This is a genomic window from Leifsonia sp. GW821-FHT13C05 (assembly GCF_058806515.1).
Map to the genome: position 1 here is coordinate 111,436 of NZ_JBXAPT010000007.1, position 16,186 is coordinate 127,621.

14 protein-coding genes are annotated in these 16,186 nt (G+C 69.3%); 10 read left to right on the forward strand and 4 right to left on the reverse strand.

The window, feature by feature from the left end; all coding sequences use genetic code 11:
• Positions 1-42: 42 nt before the first annotated feature.
• The 10 genes from AC1ROC_RS17210 (at position 43) to gad (ending at position 13,742) form a co-directional block, all read left to right on the forward strand.
• On the forward strand, positions 43-1,392 hold the full coding sequence (locus tag AC1ROC_RS17210; protein ID WP_085367531.1) for an extracellular solute-binding protein: 1,350 nt from the start codon (positions 43-45) through the stop codon (positions 1,390-1,392).
• Positions 1,393-1,399: 7 nt separating this feature from the next.
• Positions 1,400-2,359, forward strand: coding sequence for a carbohydrate ABC transporter permease (locus AC1ROC_RS17215; RefSeq protein WP_085367532.1), 960 nt, complete (start codon positions 1,400-1,402; stop codon positions 2,357-2,359).
• A complete protein-coding gene (locus tag AC1ROC_RS17220; RefSeq protein ID WP_085367533.1) occupies positions 2,359-3,195 on the forward strand; it encodes a carbohydrate ABC transporter permease in 837 nt (278 codons plus the stop codon). Before AC1ROC_RS17215 ends, AC1ROC_RS17220 begins: the two co-directional genes overlap by 1 nt.
• Positions 3,196-3,222: 27 nt before the next feature.
• The gene (locus AC1ROC_RS17225; RefSeq protein WP_493001659.1) at positions 3,223-6,291 is read left to right on the forward strand and encodes an alpha-mannosidase; all 3,069 of its coding nucleotides are present in this window, start codon (positions 3,223-3,225) and stop codon (positions 6,289-6,291) included.
• Positions 6,292-6,406: 115 nt separating this feature from the next.
• A complete protein-coding gene (locus AC1ROC_RS17230) occupies positions 6,407-7,069 on the forward strand; it encodes a response regulator transcription factor (RefSeq protein ID WP_168688306.1) in 663 nt (220 codons plus the stop codon).
• Positions 7,070-7,086: 17 nt separating this feature from the next.
• The gene (locus AC1ROC_RS17235; RefSeq protein WP_493001661.1) at positions 7,087-8,820 is read left to right on the forward strand and encodes a sensor histidine kinase; all 1,734 of its coding nucleotides are present in this window, start codon (positions 7,087-7,089) and stop codon (positions 8,818-8,820) included.
• Positions 8,821-9,214: 394 nt separating this feature from the next.
• Entirely contained in the window at positions 9,215-10,126 is a 912-nt protein-coding gene (locus AC1ROC_RS17240) for a hypothetical protein (RefSeq protein ID WP_493001663.1), read from the forward strand.
• A gap of 110 nt (positions 10,127-10,236) precedes the next feature.
• Complete coding sequence (locus AC1ROC_RS17245) at positions 10,237-10,680, forward strand: YdeI/OmpD-associated family protein (RefSeq protein ID WP_493001665.1); 444 nt, start codon at positions 10,237-10,239, stop codon at positions 10,678-10,680.
• Between the two features lie 85 nt (positions 10,681-10,765).
• On the forward strand, positions 10,766-12,265 hold the full coding sequence (locus AC1ROC_RS17250) for an arylsulfotransferase family protein (protein ID WP_493001667.1): 1,500 nt from the start codon (positions 10,766-10,768) through the stop codon (positions 12,263-12,265).
• A gap of 55 nt (positions 12,266-12,320) precedes the next feature.
• Positions 12,321-13,742: a glutamate decarboxylase gene (gene gad, locus AC1ROC_RS17255; protein WP_493001669.1), complete on the forward strand. Its 1,422-nt coding sequence runs from the start codon at positions 12,321-12,323 to the stop codon at positions 13,740-13,742.
• A gap of 6 nt (positions 13,743-13,748) precedes the next feature.
• On the opposite strand, the gene AC1ROC_RS17260 is transcribed toward gad, so the two are convergent.
• Genes AC1ROC_RS17260 through AC1ROC_RS17275 form a run of 4 tightly spaced genes read right to left on the reverse strand, consistent with a single transcriptional unit; the run spans position 13,749 to position 16,163 of the window.
• On the reverse strand, positions 13,749-14,438 hold the full coding sequence (locus AC1ROC_RS17260; RefSeq protein WP_493001671.1) for an NUDIX domain-containing protein: 690 nt from the start codon (positions 14,436-14,438) through the stop codon (positions 13,749-13,751).
• A 9-nt stretch (positions 14,439-14,447) separates the two neighbouring features.
• Positions 14,448-15,500 (reverse strand): YihY/virulence factor BrkB family protein, encoded by a 1,053-nt coding sequence (locus AC1ROC_RS17265; protein ID WP_434950753.1) that lies wholly within the window; start codon positions 15,498-15,500, stop codon positions 14,448-14,450.
• Positions 15,490-15,735 carry a DUF3618 domain-containing protein gene (locus AC1ROC_RS17270; RefSeq protein ID WP_085367543.1) on the reverse strand — a complete coding sequence of 82 codons (246 nt, stop codon included), beginning with the start codon at positions 15,733-15,735 and terminating at the stop codon, positions 15,490-15,492. Before AC1ROC_RS17270 ends, AC1ROC_RS17265 begins: the two co-directional genes overlap by 11 nt.
• Complete coding sequence (locus AC1ROC_RS17275) at positions 15,732-16,163, reverse strand: phage holin family protein (RefSeq protein WP_493001673.1); 432 nt, start codon at positions 16,161-16,163, stop codon at positions 15,732-15,734. Before AC1ROC_RS17275 ends, AC1ROC_RS17270 begins: the two co-directional genes overlap by 4 nt.
• Positions 16,164-16,186: the final 23 nt, after the last annotated feature.

Consider the following 16,186-nt stretch of genomic DNA (forward strand, 5'->3'; position numbering starts at 1 on the left):
GCATGAAGGGCGCCCACCGGACGTCGAAGCAAGGGAGCATCGATGAAACGCAGCAGAGTTCTGGCCGCCGTGGTGGCCGCATCCACTCTCGTCGCACTGGCCGGATGTTCGTCGTCCGGGTCCAATGACGGCAAGACCATCAAGGTCGCCTACCAGGATTTCGGCACCGACCTCATGGCCAAGTTCATGGCCAAGGCGAAGGCCGGGTTCGAGAAGGCCAATCCGGGGGAGAAGGTCACGCTCGTCCCCATCAAGGCGGCCGAGAACGACTACTACACCAAGCTGTCGCTGATGAACCGCAGCGCGAGCACCGCACCGGATGTGCTCTACGAGGACACCTTCCTCATCCGCTCGGACGCGCAGGCCGGCTACCTCGAACCGCTCGACCCGTACGTCAAGAAGTGGGATGAGTGGTCGCAGTTCTACGACAACGCCAAGGATGCGGGCAAGGGAGACGACGGCAAGATCTACGGTGTCTCGATGGGCACGGACACCCGCGCCCTCTGGTACAACAAGGACATCTTCGCCAAGGCAGGGCTGCCGGCCGACTGGAAGCCGAAGGACTGGAACGACGTCCTGGATGCGGCCAAGACCATCAAGGACAAGGTTCCCGGCGTCACGCCCATCAACATCTTCTCCGGCAAGGCCGGCGGTGAGGCCAGCTCGATGCAGGGCTTCGAGATGCTGCTTTACGGAGCGAGCAAGGACGGCCTCTACGACGCCTCCTCCGGCAAGTGGATCACCGGGTCCAAGGCGTTCACCGACTCCCTGGATGTGCTGAAAGAGGTCTACCAGGGCGGCCTCGGCCCGTCGCAGGAGATCACCAGCGACACCAACTACCAGAACATCGTCACCAGCCAGCTCATCCCGCAGGGCAAGCTCGCCATCAACCTCGACGGCTCGTGGGTCGCGGGCACCTGGCAGTCCACCGGCGACACCAACTGGCCGGAGTGGGACAAGACGATGGGTGTCGCACCGATGCCCACCCAGAACGGGCAGGAGCCGGGCAGCGTGAGCATGTCGGGCGGCTGGACCCTCTCGATGGGGTCGAAGAGCAAGGCCAAGGACGAGGCGTGGAAGTTCATCTCCTACGCGCTCAACAAGGCCAACTCGCTCGACTTCGACATCTCGCTCAGCCAGATCCCGGTGCGCAAGGATGTCGCGGCCGACCCGTCGTACGCCAAGTCGAACCCCACCTCCACGTTCTTCGCCTCGCTCGTGGATGTGACCAAGTTCCGACCTGCCACACCCGACTACTCCAAGATCTCCAACGGCATCCAGGTGGCGATGGAGTCGGTGATGACCGGGCAGCAGTCGCCGGCAGAAGCCGCCAAGGCCTACGACGACACGGTTGTCGGCATCGTCGGCAAGGACAAGACGAAGTCGGAGTAACGAGACAGTGACGTCGACAGTCGACGCCGTCGCCGAGGGCGTGCGCGGCCGGGGAACCCCCCGGCCGCCGCGCCCGGAGCGCACGGCACGTTCGCGCAGAGTGCGCCGTTCCGTTGCACGGACCGTCCCGCTCATCCCGGCCATCGGCCTCCTGGTCGTGTTCCTGGTCGGTCCGATCCTCTCCTCCTTCTACGGGTCGTTCACCAACTCCTCGCTCACCGGCGCCGCCGCGGCGTCGAGCGAATGGGTGGGCCTGAAGAACTACATCGACCTCTTCAACAGCCCGGACTTCCCCGTCGCGGTCGTCCTCACCCTGGTCTTCCTGATCGGCTCCGCCGTGATCGGGCAGAACATCGTCGGAATGGTCCTGGCCCTGCTCATGCGGGCAGGCGGGCGCGTCGTCGGCGCGATCGTGTCGACGTTCGTCGTCGGGGCATGGGTGCTGCCGGAGATCGTGGCGGCGTTCGCGTCGTACGCGTTCTTCAGCCAGAAGGGCACGCTCAACGCCATGCTCGGCGCCATCGGGATCACCGGGCCGTCGTGGCTGTTCGCGTTCCCGATGCTGGCCGTGATCCTCGCCAACACCTGGCGGGGCGCCGCCTTCTCGATGCTCGTCTACTCGGCGGCGCTGCAGGAGGTGCCGCCGGAGATCACCGAGGCGGCGGAGGTCGACGGCGCCAACGGCGTCAAACGGTTCTTCCTGGTGACGCTGCCGATGATCCGCCGCAGCATCTCCACGAACCTGATGCTGATCACCCTGCAGACCCTCTCGGTCTTCACCCTCATCTACGTGATGACGGGAGGCGGGCCAGGCAACAAGTCCATGACCCTCCCCGTGCTCGCCTACCAGGAGGCCTTCAAGTTCTCCGAGCTGGGCTACGGCACCGCCATCGCGACCATCCTGCTGCTCGTGGGCGCGGTGTTCGCCATCGTCTACGTGCGCGCCCTCAAGACGGAGGTGGACTGATGCGCCTGTCATCGCCGAGCGGTCTGGCACTCAAGTGGACCGCCAACATCCTGCTGCTGCTCATCGGACTGATCTTCGTGCTGCCGATGGTGTGGGTGGTGTTCGCGTCGTTCGACGGGTCTGCCACGCTCGCCGTCAGCTGGCCGAAGCAGTGGACGCTGGAGAATTTCCAGAAGGTGCTCACGCCCGACCTGGCGTTCCTCCCGCTGTGGAACAGCCTGCTGCTGTCCGCCGGATGCGCGTTCATCACGGTGATCGTCGCCATCCTGGCCGCGTACCCGCTGTCCCGCTACCGCAACCGGTTCAACAAGCCGTTCCTCTACGCGATCCTGTTCGGGACCTGCCTGCCGATCACCGCCATGATGGTGCCGGTCTACAGCCTGTTCGTGTCGCTGAACCTGATCGACTCGATCGGTGGGACGATCCTGTTCATGGCGGCATCGTCGCTTCCGATGGCGATCTGGATGACGAAGAACTTCGTCGACTCGGTGCCGCTCTCCCTGGAGGAGGCGGCGTGGGTGGACGGCGCATCCAGCATGAAGACGCTGTGGACGGTGGTGGTCCCGCTGGTCCGCCCCGGCATCGCGGTGGTGTTCATCTTCGTGTTCGTGCAGGCGTGGGGCAACTTCTTCGTCCCGTTCGTGCTGCTGCTCAGCCCGGAGAACCAGCCGGCCGCCGTCAGCATCTTCACCTTCTTCGGGCAGTACGGCGCGGTCGCATACGGCCAGCTGGCGGCGTACTCGCTCATCTACTCCGTGCCCGTGATCGCCCTCTACGTCCTCGTCTCCCGGGTGCTCGGCGGTTCGTCGGCCCTCGCCGGGGCCGTCAAGGGCTAACCCGTTCCTCTTATATAAGGAGTCTCGTTGTATCAGCAGAACCAGCTCGTCGAGATGCGCGTCGACCGTTTCGTGCGCGAGCGTCTCGCACCCGCCCTGGAGTTCGCATCGGCGCCCGTGACGATCGAGGCGTGGGAGGTGCCGGATGAGCCGGTGCCGTTCGCGCAGGCCGTCACGAACACGTTCGCGCCGTTCGAGATCGGGCAGGCGTGGGGACGGCCGTGGGGGACCGTCTGGTTCCGGGTGACGGGGACGGTGCCCACCGACTGGGATGCTGCACCGGACGACGTCGAGCTGGTGGTCGACCTCGGCTTCACCGCCGGTCAGGTCGGCTTCCAGGCGGAGGGCCTGGTCTGGGCGACGGACGGCACGATCATCAAGGCGATCGAACCGCTCAACGGCTACGTGCGGCTGCGGCTGGCACCAGGTCAGCCGTTCGAGCTGTACATCGAGGCCGCGGCCAACCCGGATGTGGGCAGCGAGTTCGTCGACTTCGTTCCCACCAAGCTGGGCCGCAAGTCCACGGCGCCGCAGCATCCCATCTACGCGCTGCGCCGCCTGGCCGTCGTGCACCGCGACCGCGAGGTGTGGGAGCTGGTGCAGGACGTGTGGACGGCGCGGGGCCTCGCCGCGGTGCTGCCCGAGCAGTCGCCGCGGCGCGCATCCCTGTTCGCCGCACTGGATGCGGTGGTGGACGCCGTCGACCCGACCGACGTGCACGGCACGGCGGCGGACGGCCGCGCGGCGCTCGCCGAGGTGCTCGCCTCCCCGGCGGCGGCGGCGGCGCACAAGGTGTTCGCCGTCGGCCACGCGCACATCGACTCGGCCTGGCTGTGGCCGGTGCGCGAGACCATCCGCAAGTGCGCCCGCACGTTCTCGAACGTGCTGGACCTGATGGACCAGGACCCGGACTTCGTGTTCGCGTGCTCGTCGGCGCAGCAGTTCGCGTGGATGAAGCAGTACTACCCGGAGCTGTTCGAGCGCATCCGGACACGCGTGGCCGAAGGGCGGTTCGTGCCGGTCGGCGGCATGTGGGTGGAGTCGGACACGAACATGCCGGGGTCGGAGGCGATGGCCAGGCAGTTCGTGGAGGGCAAGCGGTTCTTCCTCGAGGAGTTCGGCTTCGAGCCGAAAGAGGTGTGGCTGCCCGACTCGTTCGGATACTCCGGCGCGCTCCCGCAGATCGCGCGCGCGGCGGGCGCCGACTACTTCCTCACGCAGAAGATCTCCTGGAACGAGGTCAACAAGTTCCCGCACCACTCCTTCGAGTGGGAGGGCATCGACGGCACCAGGATCTTCACCCACTTCCCGCCCGTCGACACGTACAACTCCGTGCTGTCCGGGGCCGAGCTGGCGCACGCCGAGCAGAACTTCGCCGACAAGGGCAGCGCGAACACCTCGCTCGTGCCGTTCGGGTTCGGCGACGGAGGGGGAGGCCCGACCAGGGAGATGGTCGCTGCGGCCAAGCGCACCGCCGACCTGGAGGGCTCGCCGATCGTGCGCGTCGCCACCCCGGCCGCGTTCTTCGAGGCCGCCTCGGCCGAGTTCTCACCGGCTCCCGTGTGGGCGGGCGAGCTGTACCTCGAATTCCACCGCGGCACGTACACCTCGCAGGCGCGCACCAAGCACGGCAACCGCCGCAGCGAGCACCTGCTGCACGAGGCAGAGCTGTGGGCGACCACAGCCGCCGTGCGGGCAGGGGCCGACTACCCGGTGGACGAGCTGCGCGCTGCGTGGCAGACGGTCCTGCTTCAGCAGTTCCACGACATCCTGCCCGGCTCGTCGATCGGCTGGGTGCACGACCAGGCCGTGGAGAACTACGCGGCGGTGGCTGAGGCGCTGGAGGGCGTGATCGCGCGCTCGATGGCGGCGCTGGGCGGCGCATCCGGGGGCGCATCCGGTGCCGCATCCGGAGGCGACGTGGTGTTCAACGCCTCGCCGTTCCCGGTGGACGGCGTGCCGGCGTTCGGCGCAGGGGCAGCATCCCGGACGGGGGATGCGCGGATCGAGCGCTCCGGAGACGGGTACGTGCTCGCCAACGCGCTGCTCACCGTGACGGTCGACGGGGACGGCCTGGTGGCCTCCATCGTCGATGCGGCGTCCGGCCGTGAGGTGCTGCCTCCCGGAACGCGGGCCAACCTGCTGCAGCTGTTCCGCGATACCCCGACGCAGTGGGATGCCTGGGACGTGGATGTGGAATACCGCCGGTTCGGCGAAGACCTCACCGCTCTCGACAGCCTCGAGGTGGTCGCCGACGGCGGGAGCAACGGCGGCGAAAGCGTCGGGCTGCGGATCGTGCGCAGCTTCGGGTCGTCGGTGGTCACCCAGACCGTCACGCTCGACGCAGGGTCGGCCGCGCTCGACATCGTCACGCACGTCGACTGGCACGAGAAGCAGCGGATGCTGAAGCTCGCGGTCCCCGTGGACGTGCACACCGCATCCGCCCGGTCGGAGATCCAGTTCGGCCACATCGACCGGCCGACGCACACGAACACCAGCTGGGACACCGCCCGTTTCGAGACGCCCGCCCACCGCTGGGTGCACGTCGCCGAGGCCGGTTTCGGTGTCGGCGTCGCGAACGACGCGACGTACGGTCACGACATCACCCGCCACGCCCGCGACGGGGGAGGAACGTACTCGCTCGTGCGGCAGACGCTGCTCCGGGCGCCGATGTTCCCCGATCCGGATGCGGACCAGGGCGAGCACACGCTGCGCACCTCGATCGTCGTCGGCGGTCTGGATGCGGCGATCGAGGCCGGCTACCGGCTCAACCTCCCCGTGCGCGCCGGGCAGGCGCCAGCGGTCGAGCCGCTGGTGTCGTCGTCGAGCCCCGCAGCGGTGATCGAGACGGTCAAGCTGGCGGAGGACGGCTCCGGCGACGTGGTCGTGCGACTGTACGAGGCGCACGGCAGCCGCACAACGGCGAGCATCGGCGTGCACTTCCCGCACGCCGGGGTGACCGAGACCGACCTCCTCGAACGCGAGACGGCCAGGGATGCGGTGGTCGGCGCGACCGGAGACGGCGCCGGTCACGGCCGGGTCGAGCTGACCCTCCGGCCCTTCCAGCTGGTCACCCTCCGCTTCGCGCGAGGCTGACCCCAGACTGTCCGCCCCGGGCCGCGCGAACCCCGGGGCGGGCATCCTCACGTCCCCGAACTGGGGTGCACTGGGCGGTCCGAAGCCCCCTCCGCGCCCGGTTATCCTGTCGGAAATGACGATCAACGGGTGGAGACGCAGAGCGCTGGTGGTCGAGGACCACGCGCTGATGCGTTCCCTCGTCGCCGAGGCGCTCGAACGGCGCGGGTTCGACGTCACGCCCGCCGCGTCCGCCGCCGAAGCGCTGCGCCTGGCCGACACGGCCGACCCCGATCTACTGGTCACCGACATCGACCTGGGGGAGCGGCCGAACGGCCTGGAGCTGGCGACCATCCTCCGCGAGCGCGCGCCGCACATCGCCATCGTGTTCCTCAGCAACCTGTCGAGGGAGGCGGCCGTCGCACGTGCGCGGGAGACGGTGAGCGGCGCGTCGTTCGTGAACAAGGGCGCCATCGAGGACATCGACGAACTGGTCGCCGCCGCTGAGGCGGCGCTGGCCGAGCGTCCGCTCTCTCGGGAGGCGCCGGAGGGCGACGGCCGGGCCGCCATGCTGCGGCTGAGCGAAGCGCAGCTGGAGACCACGCGGCTGCTCGCCGCGGGCTTCTCGAACGCCGAGATCGCGCGCCGCCGCGGGGTGACCGTGCGCGCCGTCGAGAAGAGCGTCGAGCGGATCTTCAGCGCGCTCGGCGTCTCCGGCGACGACCGCGTGACCCCGAGGGTCGCGGCGGCGACGCTCTACACCGCCACGTTCGGCGACCCGCGCACAGGCCTCGGCTGAGGGCGGGTGAGCGTCCGATGAACCTCGTCTCCACCCGTCGCCTGCTCGCCAGGGCGACCGGACGCAACGCCATCACCTGGTGGACCTGGATCATCACGTTCCCGTTCGCCATGACGGTCATGTCCGGCCTGCAGTACGTCGACGGCGGCCGATCGCTCGGGCGCGCCGCCGCCGTCGCGGGCATCGAGCACATCGGCATCGGCGTGCTCCTGGCGGCGGCGTACGGCGTCCTGCAGGTGACGCCCGACCGGATGCGCGCCGTCGTCGCGCTGCTGCTGTTCGCGGCAGTCGGAGCCGCCCGGCCGTTCGTGTTCCTCGGGTCGGCCGCGCTTCTCGGCATCCCGGTGACGGTGGGGGAACTCGGCGTCCGCGTCGCCATCAACGTCGTCACCTGCCTGTCGGTGTTCTCCCTCATCGCCATCGGCGTCGACCTGGTGCGCGACCACCGCGGCGTGTTCCGGCGTCTCAACGCCGTGCGGCAGGCGGCGGAGGCCGACGAGCTGGCTGCCCTGGACCGCATCCGGAACCTGCGGGCGGTGTCGGTGGATGCGGTGCTCGCGCAGATCGAGGACGCCGCAGCCCCTGCGATGCTCGCCGGCATCGAACCGGCGGACGCCTCGCGGCTGCTGCGCTCGCTGGCGAACGACATCGTCCGTCCGGCGAGCCACGAGCTGTACGTCGCCGAGGAGGCGCAGCCCGCGCGCCAGGAGGCTGGTGCGGAGTCGCGCGCGGAGGCTGCGGCTGAGCCGCCGGCGCCGGGACGGATCGGCTGGCTGCGCTCGGTGGTCAGCGGCATCCGGCCGGCTCCCGCGCTCCCGACAGCCGTGCTGTTCGTCGGGATGGTCGCGCCGTTCGCCGTCGGGGAGTACGGGATCGGGGTGGCTCTCGGGCAGACGCCCGCCTCCCTGATCATCCTGCTGCTGGGAAACATCGCCGTGGCCAAACTCTCCTCGCGGGTGAAACGTGCGGGAGCCCGGGTTGCAACCGTGCTGACCGGTTACATCGCGGTGGGCGTGCTGCTGACGGTCGAGAGCTCCCTGTTCCTGCGCGCGGCCGGGTACTCGACCACGCTGATCGCGTTCCAGGCTTTCGTCTACCCGGTGGTCGCGGCAGCGGTCGCCCTGGTGTCGTCGCTCTCCGTACGCGTGCGCGCCGACCAGAGCGCCATCGAGGAGTCGATGCAGGCCGCGGTCGACTCCGCGGCTCGAGCGCGGGCCGAATACGACCACGAGCGCGAAGGCATCGCCCGGCTGCTCCACTCCGGCGTCCAGTCCGAGCTGATCGCCAGCGCCCTCGCGGTCGGAATGAGCGGCGGCACCCCCGCGGACGCGTCCGCCGCCGTGCGCGACGCCGTCGACCGCATCCGGAGCGAACTGCGGGGCTCGCGGCCGAGGACGGACGCGCGCACCCGCATCCGGATGCTCGCAGACAGCTGGCGCTCGGCGATGACCCTCGACGTGCGCATCGACGACGAGGTCTGGGATCGCCTCGACGGCGACGACCGCCGCTGCGAGGCGGTGGTGGATGCGATGTCCGAGGGCCTCGCCAACGCGGTGCGGCACGGCGACGGATCCCCGGTGACCCTGGAGCTCGAACGCGGCGAGGACGACGGCGTACTGGTGCTCGTGACCTCCGGCGGCGAACTCGCCTCGCCGGGCGCGGGCATCGGGCTGAAAGACCTCGCGGGCCGCGCAGAGGTCGCGCTGCGCGAACGCGCGGGCGGCGTCGAACTGGCCGTCGCGATCCGCTGATTCCGGTCGCGATCAGGGGTGTTCACGCGCCTCTGTCGTAACAGCCGTACCCCGCCGGTCCTCCAAAACGCGGACATCGTAGATTTGGATGCATCAACGCGGAGCGATCCGTGCTGAAACCCCCGGTCAGGGGCCCATTCCTGCGTGACCCGAACGCGCGGGACGGGCCCCTGCGGCCGGGAAATCCATGCATGTTGATGGAACCTTCAGGCGAAATCGGGTAAAACTAGTCAGTACGCGTTTGCGCCAGGCCCGGCGCATTACCCCCGCTCAGAAAGCCTACGGTTTGCCCCAGTCCAGTGCCCCGTCGCGGTCTCGCCGCACCTATCGGGCTCCGGTCGTCGTCGACGTCCAGGAGCCGGCGGAGCTCTCGACGGACCCCGGACAGGTATTCGTGAGCCGTCGTGCACGCGTCGAGCACGAGCGTCAGCGGCCCGCGAAGCGCGAGCGCATCGTGGTCAAGCCGACCAGGCGATCCGTTGCTGCCGCCGCGCGCGCTGCCGCACAGCCAGGACCCGCCGCCGCTCCCACGCGGGGCATCTTCCGCACGGTGCACGTCACGCACCGCAAGCGGTTCGGCTTCCACGCCGCCGTGCTCCTCGCGCTGACCGCCTTCTTCGGCACCGCCGCCCTGCCCGCATACGCGAGCACCAACGAGGCGTCGCCGATGGGCAACGCCCGCACCGCACTCGCCGTGCAGACGCTCACCAGCGGAGACGTCACCGCACAGGTCGTCTCCCGCGACGGGCTGCAGATCGCCGAGTCGCCGCAGATGCTCGACTCGACCATGAACACCTCGGTGTCGCCGAGCGTCGAAGCGCTGGCCGTCCAGCTCATGGGCGCTGTCGCATCCGGTCGGCTCGTCGGCTCGACCCCCAACCACATCCCGGAGATCGCGGACCTCGCCGAAGGCAACGCCGTTCCGGGATGCGGTGTGGACTACCGCGTGCTGCAGAGCATCTCCGTAGCGCTGCAACACTTCTCGCAGGTGGGCGTCAGCGACATCAACCGCCGCTGCACCGGTCAGATCGAGGGCGCCGGCACCGAATCGTCCCACTACGCAAACGGCGGCGGCCACGCCGTCGACTTCTACCTCCTCGACGGCGCCCCGCTCACCGGCGGCGACTCGCGCTCTCTCGAACTCATCCGCCTGCTCGACCCGCTGGTGCCGAACGGCTCCGGCCTCGGCCAGATCAACTGCCGGTCGTCGATCAGCGTCGAGAACTTCAAGCCGTTCGACGACACCTGCAACCACCTGCACATCGACTTCGGCAACGCCACAGGGCCCACGCTCGCCGGAGGCTGATCGCCGCCGCCGCAGATCGCGTCGCAGCCGATCGCGCCCTCGCCTCACCGCGCGCCGTCCTCTACGCTGGCCGTAGCCGGCACGGCACCGGCATCAGCGAGAGGACACCCGTGGTCAGCTTCCGAACAACCCTGTCGGCCGGCGGCGGGAACAACGTCGGCATCGTCGTGCCAGAAGAGGTCGTGCTCGGCTTCGACCGAGGCAAGCGCGTCCCCGTCGTGGTGACCATCGACGGCGGGTACAGCTACCGGAACACCATCGCGTCGATGGGCGGCCGCTATCTGATCTCGTTCAACTCCGAGACCAGGGCGGCGACGGGCCGCGGCCCGGGCGACGAGGTCGAGGTCACGCTCGAGGTCGACGACGCACCGCGCACGGTCGAGGTGCCGGCCGACCTCGCCGCAGCGTTCGAGGCCGATCCGGCGGCGGCGCAGGCGTGGGCAGCCCAGTCGTACAGCAAGCAGCGTGCGCACGCGCTCTCCATCGACGGCGCCAAGAGCGCGGACACCAGGGCCAGGCGCGTGCAGGGCGTCATCGACGCGCTCCACGCGTAGCGCGGCCGGGGGGCCGGGCACGGGCGTCCAGCCCGCTCATAGCTGCGGCCTAGCGTCCGCCGATTTCCGCGCGGATAGTGGAGGGGTGACCCCCGATCAGAAAACACCTGCGCTCTCTCGCCGCGCGCTGATCACCGGCGGCAGCATGCTCGGCGTCGGCGTCGCCGCGAGTCTTTTCGCCGCCACCCGGCCGGGCTCCGGCTCGTCCGCCGCAACGCGCCAGGCCACGCCGTCGCCGACGGCCACCGCTCAGCCGGTGCTCCGCTCGTTCGTCAGCACCGACCTCACCGTCCCCGCGATCACCTCCTGGAAGACCGGCACGACCGCACCCGGCTTCCTGTTCGTGACGCAGCAGGTGAAGGGCTTCAACGGCGCGATCGTGCGGGAGAGCGGCGAGCCGGTCTGGATCGAGCCGACCAAGGCCAACGTCACCGACCTCAAGGTGCAGACGTACAAGGGCGAACCCGTGCTCACGTACTGGACGGGCACCAGCACGGGCGGGCATGGCTCCGGCACCGGCAGGATCCTCGATTCCACCTACGCGACCATCGCGACGGTCTCCGCGGGAAACGACCTCGACGTCGACCTGCACGAGTTCAACCTCACCGACCGGGGCACCGCCCTCATCACCGTCTACGTGACGAAGCCCGCCGACCTCAGCTCGATCGGCGGCCCCAAGAACGGCTACGTCTTCGACTGCCACGTGCAGGAGATCGACGTGGAGACCGGAAAGGTGCTGCTCGACTGGTCGGCGCTCGACCACATCCCGGTCGCGGAGACCTACCTCGGGCTGACGCAGGATCCTGGGCACGACGGCAAGACCGTCGGCCGCGCGTTCGACGCCTACCACCTGAACGCGGTGGAGGAGGACGGCGACCGCATCCTCGTCTCCGCCAGGCACACGCACACGATCTACTCGATCGACCGGGTGACCGGCGAGGTGAAATGGCGGTTCGGTGGCAGGAGGAGCGACATCGCCGTGGCGAAGGATGCGGTGTTCGCCTGGCAGCACGACGTGCGCAGGCACCAGGACGGCAGCATCACCCTCTTCGACAACCACCTCTACTCGGGCACCGACGGCGCATCCAGGGGGATGCGGTTCTCGCTCGACGCGACGGAGACGACGGCCACCCTGGAACAGTCGTACAGCTACGACGGTCACCTCGGGACCGCGATGGGCAGCGTCGAGGTGCTCCCCAACGGGAACGTCATCGTCGGCTGGGGCACCGACCCATCGGTCACGGAGTTCACCGCAGCGGGCGACGCGGTGTACGAGGCAACGCTCGGCGCCATCTCATACCGCGCCTCGCGGCACCCTTGGACGGCGCATCCGACCACCGCGCCCGCGGTCGCCGTGCGCGAGGAGGGCGAGAAGACGCGCGTGTTCGCCAGCTGGAACGGCGCGACGGAGGTGCGATCGTGGCGCGTGCTCGCCTCCACCTCGGGCGAGCCGGTGCCGGTGGGAACCGTGAAGCGCTCCGGGTTCGAGACCTCCCTCCTGATCGAGCGGGCTCAGCGCGTCGCCGTTCAGGCACTGGATGCGGACGGCGAAGTTCTCGGCGCATCCAGGACCATCAGCGCCTGACCACACACCCCCCGGGGCTCTGGTGCTCGCCGCGCGACGGGCCTAGCGTGGCCCCATGACCACTTCGGCGTCCGGCACGCCGCGCGAGACGCATCACGCGCACACCGGAATCAGCGACCAGGACCAGCTCAACCCGGTGTTCGCGCGGGCGGGGGAGGCGACCGACTTCCCGCTGAACAACTTCCCGCCCAGCGAGTCCCTTCCGGAGACGGCGTACCAGATCGTGCACGACGAGGCGATGCTCGACGGCAATTCCCGGCTCAACCTGGCGACGTTCGTCGGAACCTGGATGGACGAGCAGGCCGACAGGATCTACGCCGAGTCCGCCGACAAGAACATGATCGACAAGGACGAGTACCCGCAGACCGCCGCGATCGAGAAACGCTGCTGGACGATGCTCGCCGGCCTGTGGAACGCGCCGGACCGGGACAAGGCGATCGGCACCTCCACCATCGGGTCGTCGGAGGCGTGCATGCTCGGCGGTCTCGCCCTCAAGCGGCGCTGGCAGCACGCCCGGCGCGCGGCGGGCGCCTCCACCGACAAGCCGAACCTGGTGCTGTCGAGTGCGGTGCAGGTGTGCTGGGAGAAGTTCTGCAACTACTGGGATGTGGAGCCGCGGTTCGTCCCCATCAGCGACGAGCACCGCGTGCTCGACGGGTTCGAGCTGGAGAAGTACGTCGACGAGAACACCATCGGCGTCGTCGCGATCATGGGCGTCACGTACACCGGGATGTACGAGCCTGTCGCCGCCATCGCCGAAGCCCTCGACCGCATCCAGGAGCAGACGGGGCTAGACATCCCGATCCACGTCGACGGCGCATCCGGTGGCATGATCGCGCCCTTCCTGCAGCCCGACCTGGCGTGGGACTTCCGGGTGGAGCGCGTCGCGTCGATCAGCACATCAGCGCACAAGTACGGCCTGGTGTACCCGGGGCTCGGCTGGGTGATCTGGCGGTCGGTGGACGACCTGCCGAAGGACCTGGTGTTCGACGTCACCTACCTCGGCGGCCACATGCCGACGTTCGCGCTCAACTTCTCCCGGCCGGGCGCGCAGGTGCTGCTGCAGTACTACCTGTTCCTCCGGCTGGGCTGGGACGGCTACTACCGGGTGCAGAAGACCTGCCAGGATGTGGCCGTCTACCTGTCCGGCGAGATCGCGGCGATGGACGCGTTCACCCTCTGGAACGACGGAACGGACATCCCGGTGTTCGCCTGGCAGATCACCCCCGGCCACACCGACAAGTGGAACCTCTACCACCTGTCGGAGCGGCTGCGTCTGAAAGGCTGGCTGATCCCGGCGTACCCGATGCCGGACGACCTCTCCGACCTGGTGGTGCAGCGCATCGTCGTGCGCAACGGCCTGAGCCGCAACCTCGCCGAGAGCCTGGTGATCGACATCCGGGAGGCCACGGACTACCTGGATGCGCTCGAAGCCCCCATGCCCACCGAGGGCCAGGTGTCGAGCTTCACGCACTGACCGGCGTCACGCGCCGAAAAGGGTGAGCGCCGCCCACTGCAGCAGGATGACGGTCTTGCCGTCCACGATGCTGCCGTCGGCGATCCGGTCGAGCGCTTCGTCGTAGCCGATGGTCACCGGCTCGATCTCCTCGCCCTCCTCCTCGACGCCGCCGCCGCCGCGCACCTCGACCGCCGAGTACGGCGCGGCGAAGAAGTGCACGCGCTCGGTGACCGATCCGGGGCTCATGTAGAGGTCGAACAGGTGCGTCAGCTCGCCGACGGTCACGCCGAGCTCCTCCGCGGCCTCGCGCCGGATGGCCTCCTCGGCCGAGTCGTCGTCGAGCAGACCGGCGGCGGCCTCCACGAGCATCCCATCGTGGTGGCCGTTCACATAAGCGGGAAAGCGGAACTGCCTGGTGAGCAGCAGGGTGCGCGCATCCGGGTCGTAGAGCAGGATGGTGGCGCCGTTTCCGCGGTCGTACGTCTCTCGCGCCTGGGTGGTCCACGCGCCGTCGCGGCCGCGGTAGTCGAAGGTGGTGCGGCGCAGCACGTGCCAGCCGTCGGAGGTGACCTCCACGCTCCGGATGCGCACATCCGGATTGCGGTCGAGGTCGGCGCCCACCCGGTGCAGCCCCGTCCGCCCGCGGGAGTCCGGGATGCTCGTGCCTGGTCGTTGCTCTGCTGTCCGTTCCCCTGCCGGTCGTTCCTCGCTCATGGCGCGAGCCTAACGGTAGCGCTTGCGGATCTCCCTGGCGGCGAGGATGTCGGTGGACTCCGCATCCCGTGCCTTCACGATGGCTTTGTCCGACTTGAGCGGCAGGCGCAGCACGGTGTCCGCCTCGATGCCGCTGACCAGCTGGCGGGCGCGCTCGATCTCGGAGTCGAGCTCCGCGCCGAGGAGGAGGGCGACGTTCGCGATCCAGATCCACAGCAGGAACACGATGATGCCGGCGAGCGCGCCGTACGTCTTGTCGTAGCTGCCGAAGTTGGCGACGTAGAACGCGAACAGCGCCGACGCGATCCCGAGCACGATGATCGCGGCGAACGATCCGGTGGTGAGCCAGCGGAACCTCGCCTGCTTGACGTTGGGCGTCGCCGAGTAGAGCAGGGCGACCAGCAGCACGATGGCGAAGATCATGATGGGCCACTTCACGATCGACCACACCACCTCCACCGTCGTGCCGACGCCGATGGCGTTCCCGATGGCGGTGGCGACCGGGCCGGACACCACGAGCATCACGGCCATCAGCGCGATCAGCACCAGGGCAGCGACGGTGACGCCGAGCTGCACAGGTCGCAGGGTGAAGACCGTGCGGCCCTCACGCACTCCGTAGACCCGGTTCAGCGCTCGCCCGAAACCGCCGACGTATCCGGACGCCGACCAGATGGCGCCCACGATGCCGACCACGAGACCCCATCCGCTCGCGGGGGAGGCCGCCAGGTTCTCGATCGGGCCCTTCACCGCATCCAGGGTGCCGGGCGCCAACTCCTCGACGACTTTGAAGAGCGCGTCGATCCCCGCCTGACTCTGACCGATCAGGCCCAGGATGCTCACCAGCGCGATCATCGCCGGGAACAGCGACAGCACGGCGAAGTAGGTCAGGCCGGCGGCGAGGTCGGTGCAGGCGTCCAGCGAGAAGCTGCGGAACGTGCGCTTGAGGATGAACCCCCAGGGCAGACGGAACCACGAGACGTGGTGCATCCGCTCGATCCGGCCCACCGCCTCCGCGCGCGACGAACCGACGCCGACCCCGACAGCGCCGCGCTCAGCGGCCACGCGACCGGCCTCGCGTCAGCAGGGCGATGGCACCGGCCGCGGCGGCGACGGCGCCGAGGAACAGGCCGGCGAACAGCACGGGATGCGACCGGATCTGCACGCCGGGGTTGAACGTGGCGAACAGGTCGTCGAGGGTCGACGCCAGTTCGTCCCTGGTCTGCTCCAGGTCGAGCTTGATCGTGGGGATGCCTGCGCCCTGGGGGAGCGGCGGCCGCTCGGGTCGGCGGTCGGTCACGGTCGCTCTCCCTTCAGGGCGCGCAGGTCGTCGCCCAGTTCCTGCTTGAGGTCGTCCGGCACGGGCGGGACGCCGCGCTTCAGGCTCGCCCGTCCGATCAGGGCGGCGATGATGCCGAGCACGAGCAGGATGCCGGCGACGATCAGGGCGGCGAGCCAGGCCGGCACGATCAGCGCGAACGCGAGCACGGCCGTCGTGACCAGCGCGCAGAGCGCGAAGAAGACGAACAACAGCGCGGCGACGAGCAGCCCGGCGCCGACACCGGCCGCCTTCGCCTTCGCCGCCATCTCCGACTTGAACAGGGCGAGCTCGCTCGCCACCAGTCTCCGCAGCTGCGCGACGAGGTCCTTCGTCAGCTCGGGCAGAGGCCGCAAGCCTTTCGTGGTCCTGCGTCGCTCGCGGGGAAGCGGCGGCTTGTCGAAACTCATCAGGCTCCCGTTCTCTCTGCACG